Genomic DNA, 15,691 nt, shown 5'->3' on the forward strand with positions numbered 1-15,691 from the left:
TAGCATATGCCCACCGCCCTTTACCGCCTTATCCTCGCCCTGGTGCTGCTGTTGCCACTGGAGGCCCACGCCGGTGACGCCGAAGACTTCGTCGCCGCCAACCCGACCCAGCAGGCCAAACTCCTGGAAACCTGGGCCGCGCAGCCGGAGCCTGCACGTGTCGAACTGATCAACGCCCTGCAACAAGGCCAGTTGATCGTCGACGGTCAGCCAAAAACCCTGCGCCTGAACAACCGCTTGCGCGGGCTGATCGAAACCGCCCTCGCCAGCCATCAACTGCTCGCCGTCGATGCCCGCGTACGCCTGGCCGCCGCGCAGCAACTGCAAAAAACTGCCCGCCCGGCGCAACTGGCGTTTCTCGACCGGCAATTGGCCGGTGAGCAGGACGAAGACGTACACGCCGCCCTGAGCCTGGCCCTGGCGAACCTGCAACTGGTGGACACCAACCCGAACGTGCGCCTGGCCGCCGTCCGTCTGTTGGGGGAAACCGGCGATCCACTGGCCCGTACCCGCCTGGAAGGCCTGCTCGAACCCGGCGTCGAAACCGATGCCGCCGTGCGCACCGCCGCTGAAACCAGCCTGGGCCAGGTCAAGCGCAAACTCCTGGTGGGCGAGTTGCTGGGCCAGGCCTTCAGCGGTATGTCCCTGGGCTCGATCCTGCTGCTCGCCGCCCTCGGCCTGGCGATTACCTTCGGCCTGCTGGGGGTGATCAACATGGCCCACGGCGAGATGCTCATGCTGGGCGCCTATTCCACTTATGTGGTGCAGTTGCTGTTCCAGCGCTTTGCCCCGAACGCCATCGAGTTCTATCCGCTGATCGCCTTGCCGGTGGCATTTTTCATCACCGCGGCCATCGGCATGGCCCTGGAGCGTACGGTGATTCGCCATCTCTACGGGCGGCCGCTGGAAACCCTGCTCGCCACCTGGGGCATCAGCCTGATGCTGATCCAACTGGTGCGCCTGGTGTTCGGTGCGCAGAACGTCGAAGTCGCCAACCCGGCCTGGCTCTCGGGCGGGATCCAGGTGTTGCCGAACCTGGTGCTGCCGTACAACCGCATCGTGATCATCGCCTTTGCCTTGTTCGTGGTGGTGCTGACCTGGCTGCTGCTGAACAAGACGCGCCTGGGCCTGAACGTGCGCGCGGTGACCCAGAACCGCAACATGGCCGCCTGCTGCGGCGTGCCCACCGGCCGGGTCGACATGCTCGCCTTCGGCCTCGGCTCGGGCATCGCCGGGCTCGGAGGCGTGGCCCTGAGCCAGATCGGCAACGTCGGCCCGGACCTGGGCCAGAGCTACATCATCGACTCGTTCCTGGTGGTGGTGCTCGGTGGTGTCGGCCAGTTGGCCGGCAGTGTGTTCGCCGCGTTCGGCCTGGGTATCGCCAACAAGATCCTCGAACCGCAGATCGGCGCCGTGCTGGGCAAGATCCTGATCCTCGCGCTGATCATTCTGTTCATCCAGAAGCGTCCGCAAGGCCTCTTCGCGCTCAAAGGACGGGTAATCGACTGATGAACCAGCCCCTGATGCTCACGGCCACGCAAAAGGCCGGTCCCAAACTCACCCTCGCCGTCGGCGCGCTGATCCTGGCCGTGCTGCTGAGCCTGCCGTTGCTGTCGCTGCTGGCGGCGGACAATCCGCTGCACGTGTCAGCCTACACCCTGACCCTGGTGGGCAAGATTCTCTGCTACGCCATCGTCGCCCTGGCACTGGACCTGGTCTGGGGCTACGCCGGCTTGCTCTCCCTGGGCCACGGCCTGTTCTTCGCCCTGGGCGGCTACGCCATGGGCATGTACTTGATGCGCCAGGCCGCCGGGGATGGCTTGCCGGCGTTCATGACCTTCCTGTCGTGGACCGAGTTGCCTTGGTACTGGGCCGGCACCGACAGTTTCCTCTGGGCGATGTGCCTGGTGGTGCTGGCGCCGGGGTTGCTGGCCCTGGCGTTCGGCTTCTTCGCCTTCCGTTCGCGGATCAAGGGCGTGTATTTCTCGATCATGACCCAGGCCCTGACCTTCGCCGGGATGCTCCTGTTTTTCCGCAACGAAACCGGATTTGGCGGCAACAACGGCTTCACCAATTTCCGCTCGATCCTGGGCTTCGGCATCACCGAGCCAGGCACCCGGGCGGTGCTGTTTTTCGCCACGGTGTTGCTGCTGGTGGCGAGCCTGTTCATCGGCTGGCGCCTGGCCCGCAGCAAGTTCGGCCGGGTACTGACCGCCCTGCGGGACGCGGAAAACCGCCTGATGTTCTGCGGCTACGATCCCCGTGGTTTCAAGCTGTTCGTCTGGGTATTGAGCGCGGTGCTGTGCGGCCTGGCCGGGGCGTTGTACGTGCCGCAGGTGGGCATCATCAACCCCAGCGAAATGTCGCCGACCAACTCCATCGAGGCCGCCGTTTGGGTCGCCCTTGGCGGGCGCGGCACGTTGATCGGGCCGTTGCTGGGCGCCGGGGTCGTGAACGGCATGAAGAGCTGGTTCACCGTGGCGTTTCCTGAATATTGGCTGTTCTTCCTCGGCGCCCTGTTCATCGTCGTGACCCTGTATCTGCCCAAGGGTGTGATCGGGTTGCTGAAGAAAAGGAGCGAATGATGCGAATCACACCTACGGCGGATTTCATGCTCGAACCCATCCTGGAGCCCAACAAGGACCAAGGCAGCAGTCGCGACGCCATCGGCCTCGGCCAGGCAGCCGGCGTGGGCCTGAACACCCGCCACGGCACCATCCTGACCCTGGAAGACATCAGCGTCAGCTTCGATGGCTTCAAGGCCTTGAACGATTTGAACCTGTACATCGGCGTCGGCGAGTTGCGCTGCATCATCGGCCCCAACGGCGCCGGCAAGACCACGCTGATGGACGTGATCACCGGCAAGACCCGCCCCAGCCACGGCAAGGCCTGGTTCGGCGAGACCCTGGACCTGACGAGCATGAGCGAGGTGCAGATCGCCCAGGCCGGCATCGGGCGCAAGTTCCAGAAGCCCACGGTGTTCGAAGCCCTGAGCGTGTTCGAGAACCTGGAGCTGGCGCTCAAGACCGACAAATCGGTGTGGGCCAGCCTGCGGGCAAGACTCACCGGCGAGCAGCACGACCGTATCGACGAAGTGCTCGAGACCATCCGCCTTACTACGTCGGTCAACCGCGCCGCAGGGTTGCTGTCCCACGGGCAGAAGCAGTTCCTGGAAATCGGCATGCTGCTGGTGCAAGACCCGCAATTGCTGTTGCTCGACGAACCGGTGGCGGGCATGACCGACGCCGAGACCGAGTTCACCGCCGAGCTGTTCAAGTCCCTGGCGGGCAAGCATTCGCTGATGGTGGTGGAACACGACATGGGCTTCGTCGGCGCGATCGCCGACCACGTCACCGTGCTGCACCAGGGCAGCGTGCTGGCCGAAGGGTCGCTGGAACAGGTGCAGGACAATGAGCGGGTGATCGAGGTGTATCTCGGTCGCTAGACCTGCAAACACTTTCCCCCTGTGGGAGCGGGCCTGTGGGAGCAAGGCTTGCCCGCGATGGGGCCGTCGCAATGTTGCCCTGGACCGCGTCATCGTTCATCGCGAGCAAGCTTTGCTCCCACAAGGTTTGTTCTCACAGGGTTTGCTCCCACAGGGGATTAAGGAGAATTCAAGACATGCTGCAAGTCGACAAGCTGCACCAGTACTACGGCGGTAGCCACATCCTGCGCGGCCTGTCGTTCGACGTGAAGGTCGGCGAAGTGACGTGCCTGCTGGGGCGCAACGGCGTGGGCAAGACCACCCTGCTCAAATGCCTGATGGGCCTGTTGCCGGCCAAGGAAGGCGCGGTGAGCTGGGAAGGCAAGGCCATCACCGCGTTCAAGCCGCACCAACGGGTGCATGCCGGCATTGCCTACGTGCCCCAGGGCCGGGAAATTTTCGGACGGCTGACGGTGGAAGAAAACCTGCTGATGGGCCTGTCGCGCTTTCCCGGCGCCGAAGCCAAGGAAGTGCCGGCATTCATCTACGAATTGTTCCCGGTGCTGCTGCAGATGAAACAACGCCGTGGCGGTGACCTGTCCGGCGGCCAGCAACAGCAGCTCGCCATTGGCCGGGCCCTGGCCAGTCGCCCGCGACTGCTGATTCTCGACGAGCCCACCGAAGGCATCCAGCCCTCGGTGATCAAGGAGATCGGTGTGGTGATCAAGAAGCTGGCGGCCCGGGGCGACATGGCGATTTTGCTGGTGGAGCAGTTCTACGACTTCGCCGCCGAGCTGGCCGATCAGTACCTGGTGATGTCCCGGGGCGAGATCGTGCAGCAGGGGCGCGGAGAAAATATGGAAGCCGAGGGTGTGCGCGGGCTGGTTACGATCTAGTCTGTAGCGTCCTGACGATAATCAGAAATCATGAATCTACCTGTCTGTTCATTGGCGCCTTCGGCCCTGTTCACCCCCAGCTGGCACGCCGAGCTGGAATTGGGCTATGCCCGTTTCGGCGAGTGCACACGCCCGGTACAGCGCCGCCACAAAGGCCCGCTGCGGGTGCAGAAGCACTTGTACGCCGAAGGTCCCGAGGTGTGCCAGCACATCATCGTCCACCCTCCCGGCGGGATTGCCGGCGGTGACCGGCTGGACATCTCGGCCCACGTCGGCCCTGGCGCCTGGGCGCAACTGACCAGCCCCGGCGCGGCCAAGTGGTACCGCGCAGCCGGCCCGGCGTACCAACAGTTGAGCCTGAGCGTGGCCCCCGGCGCGACCCTGGAATGGCTGCCCCAGGAAACCATCGTCTTCAGCGCGGCCCAGGCCGAACTCGGCACGAGTATCGACCTGCAGGGCGACGCACGCCTGTTCTACTGGGACATGGTCGCCCTCGGCCGACCGGCCAGCGGCGAACGGTTCGACCTGGGGCACTTTCAATCGCGACTGGACATTCGCCGCGACGGCCAGTTGCTGTGGCATGAGCGCCAGCGCATTGTGGGCGGTGATGGGCTGCTGGACTCGCCCATCGGGCTGGACGGCAATCCGGTGTTTGCCACGTTGCTGGTGACTGGCGAGATCGACAGCGAACAGCTGGAACACTGCCGATCCCTGGGCCATGCCGTGCGCGGCGACCTGACCCAATTGCCCGGCCTGGTCGTGGCGCGGTGCCTGGCGAGCGAGGCGTTGCTGGCGCGGGGGTGGTTGATTGAATTGTGGCGACTTCTGCGCCCGGCGCTGCTCGGTCGGGAGGCCATGCCCCCGAGAATCTGGAGTACATGAATTTGCTTTTCTGTGGGAGCGGGCTTGCTCGCGAAGGCGGTGTGTCAGCCAACTCAACTGTTGAATGTGAGCCCGCATTCGCGAGCAAGCCCGCTCCCACAGAGGTACATGTTTTTAGCCCGATTTTTTTATCTGCCCTTATGGATTGCACATGGACCTGACCCCACGCGAAAAAGACAAGCTGCTGATCTTCACCGCCGGCCTCGTCGCCGAACGACGGTTGGCCCGGGGCCTGAAGCTCAACTACCCGGAGGCCATGGCCTACATTTCCGCCGCGCTGCTGGAAGGCGCCCGTGACGGCCAGACCGTCGCCGAGCTGATGCACTACGGCACCACGCTGTTGAGCCGCGAGCAGGTGATGGAAGGCATCCCGGAAATGATCCCGGAGATCCAGGTCGAAGCGACGTTTCCCGACGGTACCAAACTGGTCACCGTCCACCAACCCATCGCCTGAGGCCACGTCATGACTGCCCAAGTTCGTGACGCCCGTGCCGCAGACCTGCCGGCGATCCGCGAGATCTACAACGACGCCGTCCTCAACACCACGGCGATCTGGAACGAACAAGCCGTGGACCTGGGCAATCGCCAGGCCTGGTTCAGCGCCCGGCAGACCCAGGGCTACCCGGTGCTGGTGGCCGTCGACGCCGAAGACAACGTGCTCGGCTACGCTTCGTTCGGCGACTGGCGGCCGTTCGATGGTTTTCGCCACACCGTGGAGCATTCGGTGTACGTGCGCAGCGATCAACGCGGCAATGGCCTTGGCCCGCTGCTGATGGGCGCGCTGATCGAACGTGCCAGGGCCTGCGATAAACACGTCATGGTCGCGGCCATCGAAAGTGGCAACGCGGCCTCGATTCGCCTGCACGAGCGGGCCGGTTTCGTGATCACCGGGCAGATGCCCGAGGTGGGGACCAAGTTCGGCCGCTGGCTGGACCTGACCTTCATGCAGTTGAACCTCAACCCCGGGGCGCTACCGCCTGCCATCAACAAGGAGTGAAAAGCCAATGAACGCCGCCCAGTTGCGTCGAGTCCACGCCGAGAGCTTTGCGCATTATCGCCAGGGCCTGATCGATCTGTTGCTCGACGCCGTCGGCTACGGGGCCAGCGTGGGGTTCATGGCCGATCTCGATGCCGTCCAGGCCCGCGCCTACTTCGACGAGGTCCAGGCCAGCCTCAACCAGGGCCACCTGCTGCTGTGGGTGGTGGTCAAGGATGAACAGGTACAGGCCAGCGTCCAGCTTGCCCTGTGCCAGAAGCCCAACGGCCTCAACCGTGCCGAAGTGCAGAAGCTGCTGGTCCGCGGTGAGGCTCGCCGCCGCGGGCTGGGCCAGCAATTGATGAGCGCCCTGGAACTTGGCGCCCGCCAGCACAAGCGTGGCCTGTTGTACCTCGACACCGAGGCCGGTTCCGAGGCCGAGGCGTTCTACCGCGCCATGGGCTACACCCGCGTCGGTGAACTGCCCGACTACTGCCAGAGCCCGGACGGGACCTACACCCCGACCGCCATTTACTACAAGATTTTGGGGCAACCGCAATGATTCCAGGGCAATACCAGGTCCAGCCCGGCGACATCGAACTCAACGTCGGTCGCCGCACCCTCACGCTGAACGTCGCCAACAGCGGCGACCGACCGATCCAGGTCGGCTCGCACTATCACTTTTTCGAGACCAACGACGCCTTGACCTTCGACCGCGCCGCCAGCCGTGGCATGCGCCTGAACATCCCGGCCGGCACCGCAGTGCGTTTCGAACCGGGCCAGAGCCGCGAGGTGGAGCTGGTGGACCTGGCCGGGCATCGCCGGGTGTTCGGGTTTGCCGGGCGGGTCATGGGCGACCTGTAAGTCATAGGGTGCCTGCACTGGCCTCATCGCGAACAAGCTCGCTCCCACAGGTTACCTCGATCAAATGTGGGAGCGAGCTTGCTCGCGATGAGTGAGCGCAGCGAACGGTTTCAACATTCAATTGAATTCCAAGGCAAGCACATGAAGATTTCGAGACAAGCCTACGCCGACATGTTCGGCCCCACCGTCGGCGACAAGGTCCGCCTGGCCGACACCGAGTTGTGGATCGAAGTGGAAAAAGACTTCACCACCTATGGCGAAGAAGTGAAATTCGGCGGCGGCAAAGTGATTCGCGACGGCATGGGCCAGAGCCAACTGTTGGCCGCCGAGGTCGTCGACACCTTGATCACCAACGCGCTGATCATCGACCACTGGGGCATCGTCAAGGCCGATGTCGGCCTCAAGGACGGGCGCATCGCCGCCATCGGCAAGGCCGGCAACCCGGACATCCAGCCCGACGTGACCATCGCCATCGGCGCCAGCACCGAAGTGATCGCCGGCGAAGGCATGATCCTTACCGCTGGCGGTATCGACACCCACATCCACTTCATCTGCCCCCAGCAGATCGAAGAAGCGCTGATGAGCGGCGTCACCACCATGATCGGCGGCGGCACGGGCCCGGCCACCGGGACCAACGCCACCACGTGCACCTCCGGGCCGTGGCACCTGGCGCGCATGCTCCAGGCCGCCGATGCCTTCCCGATGAACATCGGCTTCACCGGCAAGGGCAACGCCAGCCTGCCGGAACCGTTGATCGAGCAGGTCAAGGCCGGGGCCATCGGCCTGAAGCTGCACGAAGACTGGGGCACCACGCCGGCGGCCATCGACAACTGCCTGAGCGTGGCCGACCAGTACGATGTGCAGGTGGCGATCCACACCGACACCCTCAACGAGTCGGGCTTCGTGGAAACCACCCTCGCCGCCTTCAAGGGCCGCACCATCCACACCTACCACACCGAAGGTGCCGGTGGCGGCCATGCGCCGGACATCATCAAGGCCTGCGGTTTCCCCAACGTATTGCCCAGTTCCACCAACCCGACCCGGCCGTTCACCCGCAATACCATCGACGAGCACCTGGACATGTTGATGGTCTGCCATCACCTGGACCCGAGCATTGCCGAAGACGTGGCCTTCGCCGAAAGCCGCATCCGCCGCGAGACCATCGCCGCCGAAGACATTCTCCACGACCTCGGTGCGTTCTCGATGATCAGCTCCGACAGCCAGGCCATGGGCCGTGTCGGCGAAGTCATCACGCGCACCTGGCAGACCGCCGACAAGATGAAAAAACAACGCGGCGCCCTGCCCGGCGACGGCGAAGGCAACGACAATTTCCGCATCAAGCGCTACATCGCCAAGTACACCATCAACCCGGCGATCACCCACGGCATCAGTCATGAAGTGGGCTCCATCGAAGTGGGCAAGTGGGCCGACCTGGTGCTGTGGCGCCCGGCGTTCTTCGGCGTCAAGCCAACGCTGATCCTCAAGGGCGGAGCGATTGCCGCCAGCCTGATGGGCGACGCCAACGCCTCGATCCCGACACCACAACCGGTGCACTACCGACCGATGTTCGCCAGCTACGGCGGCTCACGGCATGCCACCAGCCTGACCTTCATCAGCCAGGCCGCCGCCGAGGCCGGGTTACCGGAACAACTGGGGCTGAAGAAAAGAATCGCCGTGGTCAAAGGCTGCCGCGACGTGCAGAAGACCGACCTGATCCACAACGACTACCTGCCGAGCATCGACGTCGATCCGCAGACTTACCAGGTCAAGGCCGACGGCGTGTTGCTGTGGTGCGAACCGGCCGAAGTGCTGCCGATGGCGCAGCGTTATTTCCTGTTTTGAACCGGCGCAGTTCCTGTGGCGAGGGAGCAAGCTCCTTCGCCACAGGTTTTCATTGCCTGAAATGACCGGGCCGGGTCAGCCTACAGGTCGGTACTGCCCGGCAACTGCTCCAGCTCGGTTCGCGTCAACGACTGGACCAGCTCCGCTTCCTTGATCTTGTGTTGCAGGCCCAACGCCTCGGACTGGCTGATGTAGTCGGCTTCCTCCAGGGTCCCGGCGGCCTTCGCTTCATCCAGCTCGATCTGGTTGGCGATAAGGGTGTCGTTCAGCGCCTGGAAGGAGGCCCCATGCGCCTGCTTCAAATAATCGATCCAGAAATCCCGGCCCACCAGCGACTGAAACTGCTGGGGGGAATCGTCCAGCGCCAGCACCTCATTGGCAGCGGCATCGAGCATTCCAGGGGTGACATCTCCCAGCCTGAGAAAAACCCCGCCCGCGGGTTGCCCCGGTAGCCCCAGTCGATCCTTGAGCCCCGCACGGTAAGCCAGACGGACCTCGACTTCTTCTATCAGCGCCAGGTTTTCGCGCGTTTCATCGTTGGTCAGGTCGGTGCGGGCATTGATCGCATCGCGGCGCCGCTGGATATCCTGCAGGGCAATACGCTCTACCTCATCGAGGCGAAACAGCCCCTTGGCCAGATGGACCAGTGTTGCCGCCTCATCCTTTGCAACCGCCAAGGCCCTGGCGTTGTGGATCATCAAGCGGATTTCCAGGTAGCTGAAGGACAAGGCGGCGCGATCTTCACAGGCCGGTCGGCCGGCCAGGTCGAACAGTTCATGACGCAAGTCGGTGGCGTTGCCCATCGCCTCGAGCATCTGCCAGACGCGGGCCTGGAGGTCCGGATAATCTTCCAGCCCCTGATAGGAGGCGGCCAACCGATGCAACAACTCAAAAAACTCTCCCGAGTGCTGCTCATCCGCCAGGCTTTGCCACAAGGCGCTTTTTTCCGCCAGTTGGCCCGCAGGCAGGTCGCGCAGCCATTGCTGCATATTCGCCGGCCCGACCGGCGCTGAAAACCCAAACGCCTCGGGCAAACGCAGGACCGCCCATTCAGGACGCGTCTGCAAGACCGTCGCCCAATAATCACGCATGCGCTGCTGGACCCCCTCGCTCAACGGGTTGCCCTGCAGCAACGTCACGCGATTGAGGCGTGCGGTAGCATGGGCACGATCGGCGGGCGGGTCGAGCAGGTGATCCGGCACCTGGGTCAAGCCGTTGTCGCGCAAGTCGATCAGCTCCAGCGGTTGGTCGCGCAGGCCGGTGGGCCAGGCCGTGATCCCGGTGTTCTTCAGGTGCAATCGTTCCAGGTCAGGTAGCCTGCTGAAGTCCGGCAGGCGCTCCAGCAAGTTATTATCCAGGTCGAGATTTTTCAGCCGGGTAAGGCCTTGCAGGATTTCAATGCTATGAGGTATCAGGCCGATCTGGTTATTTCCCAGGTGAAGCGTCTCCAGACTCCTCATCCCCTCCAGGGCTTCGGGAATATCCCTAAGCCTGTTCCTCGGCATTTCCAAGCGCTTGAGGGAGGAGAACCCGTCGAGGAAGCTGTCGCAGTAGTGCAGCGTCAGGCCCATGTCAGACATCTTGAGCACACCCACATGGCTGAAGTCGGCCGTCAGCTCCGGCAACGCGCCGATGTTCAATCCGCTCAAATCAAGCTCATACCCGAGCCGGCGGCCATCGGCCCCTGCAACGACCCGGGTCTGACGCCTCCAGCAGCGCTCGATTTGTTCGGCCACCGCCTGCCTGATCCCTGCCGGTACTTGCTGATAGCTATTACCCACGTGACGCCATCCGAGGGTAGCGACCCAGCGGTCCAGATCCCGACGCAGCATTTTCAACTCGACTTTACGTCGCTTGAGTTCCCTCACCGCGCCATTGCCCAGTGATCGCAACAGCGCCTCGGTCTGCTCCGCCGTGTAGCTCGGGTACAACTCCTGCACCCGGCTCTCCGGCGACCGGCCCAGGCGCAACCAATCCCGCAGTCCACCCAGGGGGTAGCCGACTTTGCCCGAAGCCAGGCGCATCGGTGATTGGAAGGCGGGCTTGAGCGCGGGCATCTTCAAGCGGCTCGCCAGCACATCCCGGTCCACTGGCGAAGCGCCGATGGCCTCTCTCAACTGATCGCCGTGATGGATCGAGGGCCGAGCCATGGCCCGGCGTTCGGCATCCGGCAGGGCATGCTGCAAGGCATCGAAGACACTGCCCCAATGGCTCAACTCATTGCCGCTGTCGTCAAAGGCCTGGTAGAGATCATCGTCCTTGACCACGACCTTGGTCTGCGGCGCATTTTGCGGCCCGATGCTGTCGATCAAGGCGCCGGACACATCGGCCTCACGCAATTCGATGCGCACCGTGTCGCTCCAGCCAGGCAAGGTTTCCAGGGTCGCCAACACCAATCGAGGCGTGTCCGCCGTGGCCAAGGCGTCCTGATACAGGCCCTCGTAGGCTCGGTTCAAACGCACCACGCGCTGATAATGGCGCAGCTCTTCGGCGATGCGCAGCGGGATGGGTTTGGTCTGGCTGGCCTCGTCGAAATCCCAGGCGGCCATTTGCTGCAACTCTTCGCTACCGGCCAGGGTGATGATCTGCTCGATCGCCTTTGCCGGAACCGAGGGGAACCGGGACTTGATCAGCGTGACATGGGGGTCACCTCTCGTCTCGCCCATGGCGTAGTAGTCGTTGAGCAACTGCACCTTTTCATTTACTGCCGCTTCGGCGAGTGCCTGGCGCAGGTGCCGGAAGCGAGCATCCATGTTGGTTTTCGCAATCGGCGGGCTCGCCGTGGCCAACAGGTCGGCGCCTGCCGCATCCACCGCTTCGATCAGGTTTTTCAACAGCGAAGGCGTGCGGACCTTGGCCTCGGTAAGACTGGCCTCGCGAACCGGGGTCTCGCCTTCCGAGGGGCGGACGTACTCCCAGCGTGTCCAGCCGGCGCCGTCGACGATCTTCAGCTTCAGCCCTCTTGGCCACGGGCCGTATTGGGTCAGCAGGTGCAACATCGGCTCGGCCAGGTCATGGCGCAGCGGCTCCTCGCTTTGCAGTTGCCCGATGAACGTGTCGAGTTGTCGGCAGAGGTCGAAGCGATCGAGGGTGTCGGCCAGCAACGCCGGCACCGGCTCGCCCTCGACATGCACCCGTCGCAGCACGTCGTGCGAGGTCGCGCTGGCGAGGCGGATCTGCTCCAGTTCAGCATCGCTGAAGCCCTTGACGCCATGGCCCAGGCGTCTCATCAGTGTCGGGCCTTCCCAGGTACGCGGTTGTTCCAGTTCGTGGTGCCAGGCACCGTTGCCGTTGTCCGTCAGCTCGGGCTGGTAGGCCTGCGGACGAGAAGGATGACGAATGCGATAGCGAAGGGTCTGCGGGTCCCGTTGCACTTCATAATGTTGGTCACCCAGCGGCAGAACCTGCCGGTCGCCGACCCGATACAGGCCCTGGGTATCCGGACTCGACGCCGGGGGTGGCGCCAGCTCACTCTGGTAAACCCTCAGGTCGGGGCGCCACAGACGCGATTCGCCGTTGGCCAATTGAACCGGCTCCAACTGATCCACCGCGCCCGACCATCGAATGTGCGGCAGCACCGCCGCACCGGTGGCGACGAAGGCGGTGTTGAGGGCCACACTGGAAAAATGCGCCCACATTTCCCGGGTCTCCCCCCGTTCGAACGCTTCGATGCCTTCAAAGGCCTCGTTGAACATCTGCACGGCCCCGACCGTCAACATCAGCGGCCCCAATCCTGGCACGACGAACGCCGCCAGGTTGAACACGTCGACCACCGCGTCCAGGTAACTGTCCAGGCGCGCCAGGCGGGCTTTCTGGTCTTCATCACCGGTAGGCACCGCCACCGCGCGTGCGTCAGCCTGGATCTTCTCGATCTGCCGCAGGCGTAGCGAGCCCCACAGGTCGCCGGGAATCGGCGTCGCGCCCATGGGCAGGTTGCGCAACGACGATTTGAGTGGGTAATCGGCCTGGTCATCGGCCGTCGGGGAGGTTTGATAGAAGTGCTTGAACTGCCGGAAAAACACCCCTTGCTGACGCAGCGGCACGAAACGGCTGAAGAAGCGGCGGTAGGCGCTACCGTGCAGGCGTCGCCGCAGTTCGACCATGAAGTCGGCGCTGGAGGCATAGGCTTTCAGGGGATGCTCGGGATCACCCGGAAGGTAGGCCACGACCGGCACCACCCGGCGACTGTTTTCAAGGTCGGGGCCGATCAACAGCGGGCCGACCAGTTCGATGTCGAACACTTTCAGGGAGGTGAAGGTCACGGCCTGGCCATCGAGGGTGACGTCGCTGGCGCCGTCGATCACCTGCTGCAACATCGCGTAGACCGCCGGGCTGACGTCGGCCTTGGCCCGGGCGATCTCGATGTTCAGCGCCAGGCCCTGCCGGTGATGCTCCTCCAGTGAATGATCCAGCGGGTTGTATGTCTTGCTGTCGTCGAGCCGCAGGACAGCGTTGATGTGTTCCTGATACTGGCGCCCCAGGTCCAGGGTGCGACATAACTGGGCGAAAGCTTCTGGGGCAATCGGCAACGCCCCTGCGCGAACGGCGTCGATGGAAGGCACCACTGCGCCGCCCTGGAACGGACGCACCGTAGTCACGAGGTTGCAATCGGCACAGGCGGGCTTGCGCGCTTCCTCTGGCGCGAAATTGGCCAGCGCCGCCTCCAGCAATGACGTGCCACGATATTCGTAGCGATCGAAGTAGCCGCCCTCGTTGTCCAGGACCAGCGCCCCAAAAAGATCATCGCGGGTCTTGCGCCCGTACTTGCGGACGAAATACACCTCGTTGACGTTCAGCGTGAGGTTGAACTCATCCAGGAGCGCCTGCTCGAGCAAGGGTTCGGCAAAGGCGCGGATGTCCTGGATATTGCCCAGCCGGTTGTCGACCTGGTTCAGGCGCTCGCGGTAGCGGGAATGACTGTCCTTGAGGCTGTTCCAGAGGTCGGTAGAGGCTTTCGCATACCAGTCCGGAAGCGTCAGTTCATGGTCGCTCAGTTCCTGCTGGCGTTGCACGATAGCCCCGCTGTACCAGCCGGGAATACGGGCTTTGAGCAGGTCGAAATGCTCGCCCTGGGGAGTGGCGAGACGAGGGGTGAAGCCTGGCATATCGGGTCATCCTTGACGATGGAAAACCCGAGCCTAACCAGTGTGCCACCGAAGCGTGCGGTAACTATTTATCGCTTTTTCGACGAGACATGACGGATACGAACCGCCACGTCAGTCCACCCAACGGCCCAATTGCTGGCGCAGCCGACGATTCTCGGCACGCAGCTCCTGGACTTCCTCCAGCAGGTCCAGCGCCAGGGCGACGCCTTCCCACTCCAGGTCCAGGTCGTGCCGCAGCTTCGCGGCACGCTTGGCCAGGGCCAGCTCGTAATCGGTAAAACGCCAATCCGTCGGGGCCGCGCCGTGGGGTTCGAGGATGCCGTGGGCGACGATCTCGATCACATGGACATCCGCCAACGCGGCAGCCTCGCAGAATTCCGTCAGGGTCAGTTCAATGATCGGGTTGTTCATGGTCTGCTTCTCCCAATGCTTTAACTGTGTAGGGGTGCATGAACGTAGGAGCTGACGAGTGAAACGAGGCTGCGATCTTTCCACCCCACATTGAGTCTAGAGCGAAAGATCAAGAGATCGCAGCCTCGTTTCACTCGTCAGCTCCTACGCTCCTACCAACAGAGACCGGCCGCTGTCAGAAATTCTCCCGCGGATCGAACGCCGCTTTCTTCGCCAGTTCCGCCCACAACGCCTTGACCGCTTCGTCGCTGGCCTTGGGCATCACCGCCTTGAGCTGCACGAACAGGTAGCCGCGCTCGCCGGCCTTGTTGCGCAGGCCGTGGCCCTTGGCGCGCATGCGCTGGCCGTTCTGGCTGCCGGCCGGGACCTTGAGGTTGATCTTGCCGGTGAGGGTCGGCACCGCCACTTCGGTGCCCAGCGCCAACTCCCACGGCGCCAGTGGCAAGGTGATGATCAGGTCCTGGCCTTCGACGTCGAACTTGGGGTGTGGAGCGAAACGAATGGTCAGGTACAAGTCGCCATTGGCGCCGCCACCGACACCCGGCGCGCCCTGGCCCTTGAGGCGGATGCGTTCGCCATCGGTCACGCCCAGCGGGATCTTCACGTTCAGGCTCTTGCTGGTGTTGCTCACGTGTTGGCCGGCCGCGTTGTATTGCGGCACCTGGAACGTGACCTTCTTCGACTCGCTCGACAGGGTTTCTTCCAGGAAAATCGGTAATTCCATTTCCACGTCTTGCCCCCGACGGCCGGCGCTGCGACCTGACTGTCCGCCACCGAAACCCGACCCACGGTTACCGAAGATCGAACTGAAGAAATCCGAGAAGTCGCCGGCGTCCTGGCCACCGCCAAAACCGCCACGGCTCTGCCAACCCGGCGGGCCCTGGAACGGCTGGCCGTGCTGGCCGTAGCGGCGCAGGTCGTCGTACTCGGCGCGCTTGTCGGCGCTTTTCAGCGCTTCATAGGCTTCGGAGACGTCCTTGAACTTGGTCTCGGCGTCCTTTTCCTTGCTCACATCCGGGTGATACTTGCGCGCCAGCTTGCGGTAGGCAGCCTTGATCGTGCTGTCGTCCGCCGTGGGCTCAACACCCAGGATCTTGTAATAGTCTTTGAAGTCCATCTAGGCATCACCATCCGTTATCGATGTCGCACCGCCACGCACAGCATGCCCGGATAACCGGACAGCGGGTTGACCGACCTCAAGATTGGGACCGGGCGGCACGTCAGAAGTTTATCGGCAGCTGGCGGCGGTTCTTGTACCCGCCTTGCGCTACCTGGCTCATGCCAGCAAGTT

At 63.5% G+C, this 15,691-nt stretch carries 13 protein-coding genes; 10 read left to right on the plus strand and 3 right to left on the minus strand.

Translation table 11 applies throughout. The annotated features are described in order from the left end of the window. Window positions 1–6 precede the first annotated feature (6 nt). From urtB to ureC, 10 genes are all read left to right on the plus strand, one after another. Window positions 7–1,509, plus strand: a complete 1,503-nt coding sequence (urtB, locus tag AO356_RS08360) for an urea ABC transporter permease subunit UrtB (protein ID WP_060739374.1) — start codon at window positions 7–9, stop codon at window positions 1,507–1,509. After that, complete coding sequence (gene urtC / locus AO356_RS08365) at window positions 1,509–2,585, plus strand: urea ABC transporter permease subunit UrtC (RefSeq protein WP_060739375.1); 1,077 nt, start codon at window positions 1,509–1,511, stop codon at window positions 2,583–2,585. The genes urtB and urtC overlap by 1 nt, the downstream gene beginning before the upstream one ends. Then, window positions 2,585–3,445, plus strand: a complete 861-nt coding sequence (urtD, locus tag AO356_RS08370; protein WP_060739376.1) for an urea ABC transporter ATP-binding protein UrtD — start codon at window positions 2,585–2,587, stop codon at window positions 3,443–3,445. The genes urtC and urtD overlap by 1 nt, the downstream gene beginning before the upstream one ends. A 176-nt stretch (window positions 3,446–3,621) precedes the next feature. After that, complete coding sequence (gene urtE, locus AO356_RS08375) at window positions 3,622–4,320, plus strand: urea ABC transporter ATP-binding subunit UrtE (RefSeq protein WP_060739377.1); 699 nt, start codon at window positions 3,622–3,624, stop codon at window positions 4,318–4,320. 30 nt (window positions 4,321–4,350) lie between these two features. Continuing rightward, entirely contained in the window at window positions 4,351–5,202 is an 852-nt protein-coding gene (locus AO356_RS08380) for an urease accessory protein UreD (protein WP_060739378.1), read from the plus strand. Between the two features lie 151 nt (window positions 5,203–5,353). Beyond that, entirely contained in the window at window positions 5,354–5,656 is a 303-nt protein-coding gene (ureA, locus tag AO356_RS08385) for an urease subunit gamma (RefSeq protein ID WP_003197350.1), read from the plus strand. A 9-nt stretch (window positions 5,657–5,665) separates the two neighbouring features. After that, entirely contained in the window at window positions 5,666–6,199 is a 534-nt protein-coding gene (locus AO356_RS08390) for a GNAT family N-acetyltransferase (RefSeq protein WP_060739379.1), read from the plus strand. Between the two features lie 7 nt (window positions 6,200–6,206). Then, window positions 6,207–6,740 carry a GNAT family N-acetyltransferase gene (locus AO356_RS08395; protein WP_060739380.1) on the plus strand — a complete coding sequence of 178 codons (534 nt, stop codon included), beginning with the start codon at window positions 6,207–6,209 and terminating at the stop codon, window positions 6,738–6,740. Next, entirely contained in the window at window positions 6,737–7,042 is a 306-nt protein-coding gene (locus AO356_RS08400; RefSeq protein WP_014336352.1) for an urease subunit beta, read from the plus strand. The genes AO356_RS08395 and AO356_RS08400 overlap by 4 nt, the downstream gene beginning before the upstream one ends. 141 nt (window positions 7,043–7,183) lie before the next feature. Next, window positions 7,184–8,884, plus strand: a complete 1,701-nt coding sequence (ureC, locus tag AO356_RS08405) for an urease subunit alpha (RefSeq protein WP_060743085.1) — start codon at window positions 7,184–7,186, stop codon at window positions 8,882–8,884. Window positions 8,885–8,964: 80 nt separating this feature from the next. Here the strand turns inward: ureC and AO356_RS08410 are convergent, their stop codons facing one another. The 3 genes from AO356_RS08410 to AO356_RS08420 form a co-directional block, all read right to left on the minus strand. Further along, complete coding sequence (locus tag AO356_RS08410) at window positions 8,965–13,989, minus strand: NEL-type E3 ubiquitin ligase domain-containing protein (protein WP_060739381.1); 5,025 nt, start codon at window positions 13,987–13,989, stop codon at window positions 8,965–8,967. A 111-nt stretch (window positions 13,990–14,100) separates the two neighbouring features. Next, window positions 14,101–14,400, minus strand: coding sequence for a chaperone modulator CbpM (locus tag AO356_RS08415; protein ID WP_060739382.1), 300 nt, complete (start codon window positions 14,398–14,400; stop codon window positions 14,101–14,103). Between the two features lie 175 nt (window positions 14,401–14,575). Next, window positions 14,576–15,517: a DnaJ C-terminal domain-containing protein gene (locus tag AO356_RS08420; protein WP_060739383.1), complete on the minus strand. Its 942-nt coding sequence runs from the start codon at window positions 15,515–15,517 to the stop codon at window positions 14,576–14,578. Window positions 15,518–15,691 lie beyond the last annotated feature (174 nt).

It is taken from the genome of Pseudomonas fluorescens (genome assembly GCF_001307275.1).
In the GTDB taxonomy this organism is placed as follows: domain Bacteria; phylum Pseudomonadota; class Gammaproteobacteria; order Pseudomonadales; family Pseudomonadaceae; genus Aquipseudomonas; species Aquipseudomonas fluorescens_AA.

What these genes read in the sequence shown, in the direction of transcription:
- urtB (WP_060739374.1), top strand. Translation starts at nt 7, where the DNA reads ATGCCCACCGCCCTTTACCGCCTTATCCTCGCCCTGGTGCTGCTGTTG.
- urtC (WP_060739375.1), top strand. Translation starts at nt 1,509, where the DNA reads ATGAACCAGCCCCTGATGCTCACGGCCACGCAAAAGGCCGGTCCCAAA.
- urtD (WP_060739376.1), top strand. Translation starts at nt 2,585, where the DNA reads ATGCGAATCACACCTACGGCGGATTTCATGCTCGAACCCATCCTGGAG.
- urtE (WP_060739377.1), top strand. Translation starts at nt 3,622, where the DNA reads ATGCTGCAAGTCGACAAGCTGCACCAGTACTACGGCGGTAGCCACATC.
- AO356_RS08380 (WP_060739378.1), top strand. Translation starts at nt 4,351, where the DNA reads ATGAATCTACCTGTCTGTTCATTGGCGCCTTCGGCCCTGTTCACCCCC.
- ureA (WP_003197350.1), top strand. Translation starts at nt 5,354, where the DNA reads ATGGACCTGACCCCACGCGAAAAAGACAAGCTGCTGATCTTCACCGCC.
- AO356_RS08390 (WP_060739379.1), top strand. Translation starts at nt 5,666, where the DNA reads ATGACTGCCCAAGTTCGTGACGCCCGTGCCGCAGACCTGCCGGCGATC.
- AO356_RS08395 (WP_060739380.1), top strand. Translation starts at nt 6,207, where the DNA reads ATGAACGCCGCCCAGTTGCGTCGAGTCCACGCCGAGAGCTTTGCGCAT.
- AO356_RS08400 (WP_014336352.1), top strand. Translation starts at nt 6,737, where the DNA reads ATGATTCCAGGGCAATACCAGGTCCAGCCCGGCGACATCGAACTCAAC.
- ureC (WP_060743085.1), top strand. Translation starts at nt 7,184, where the DNA reads ATGAAGATTTCGAGACAAGCCTACGCCGACATGTTCGGCCCCACCGTC.
- AO356_RS08410 (WP_060739381.1), bottom strand. Translation starts at nt 13,989, where the DNA reads ATGCCAGGCTTCACCCCTCGTCTCGCCACTCCCCAGGGCGAGCATTTC.
- AO356_RS08415 (WP_060739382.1), bottom strand. Translation starts at nt 14,400, where the DNA reads ATGAACAACCCGATCATTGAACTGACCCTGACGGAATTCTGCGAGGCT.
- AO356_RS08420 (WP_060739383.1), bottom strand. Translation starts at nt 15,517, where the DNA reads ATGGACTTCAAAGACTATTACAAGATCCTGGGTGTTGAGCCCACGGCG.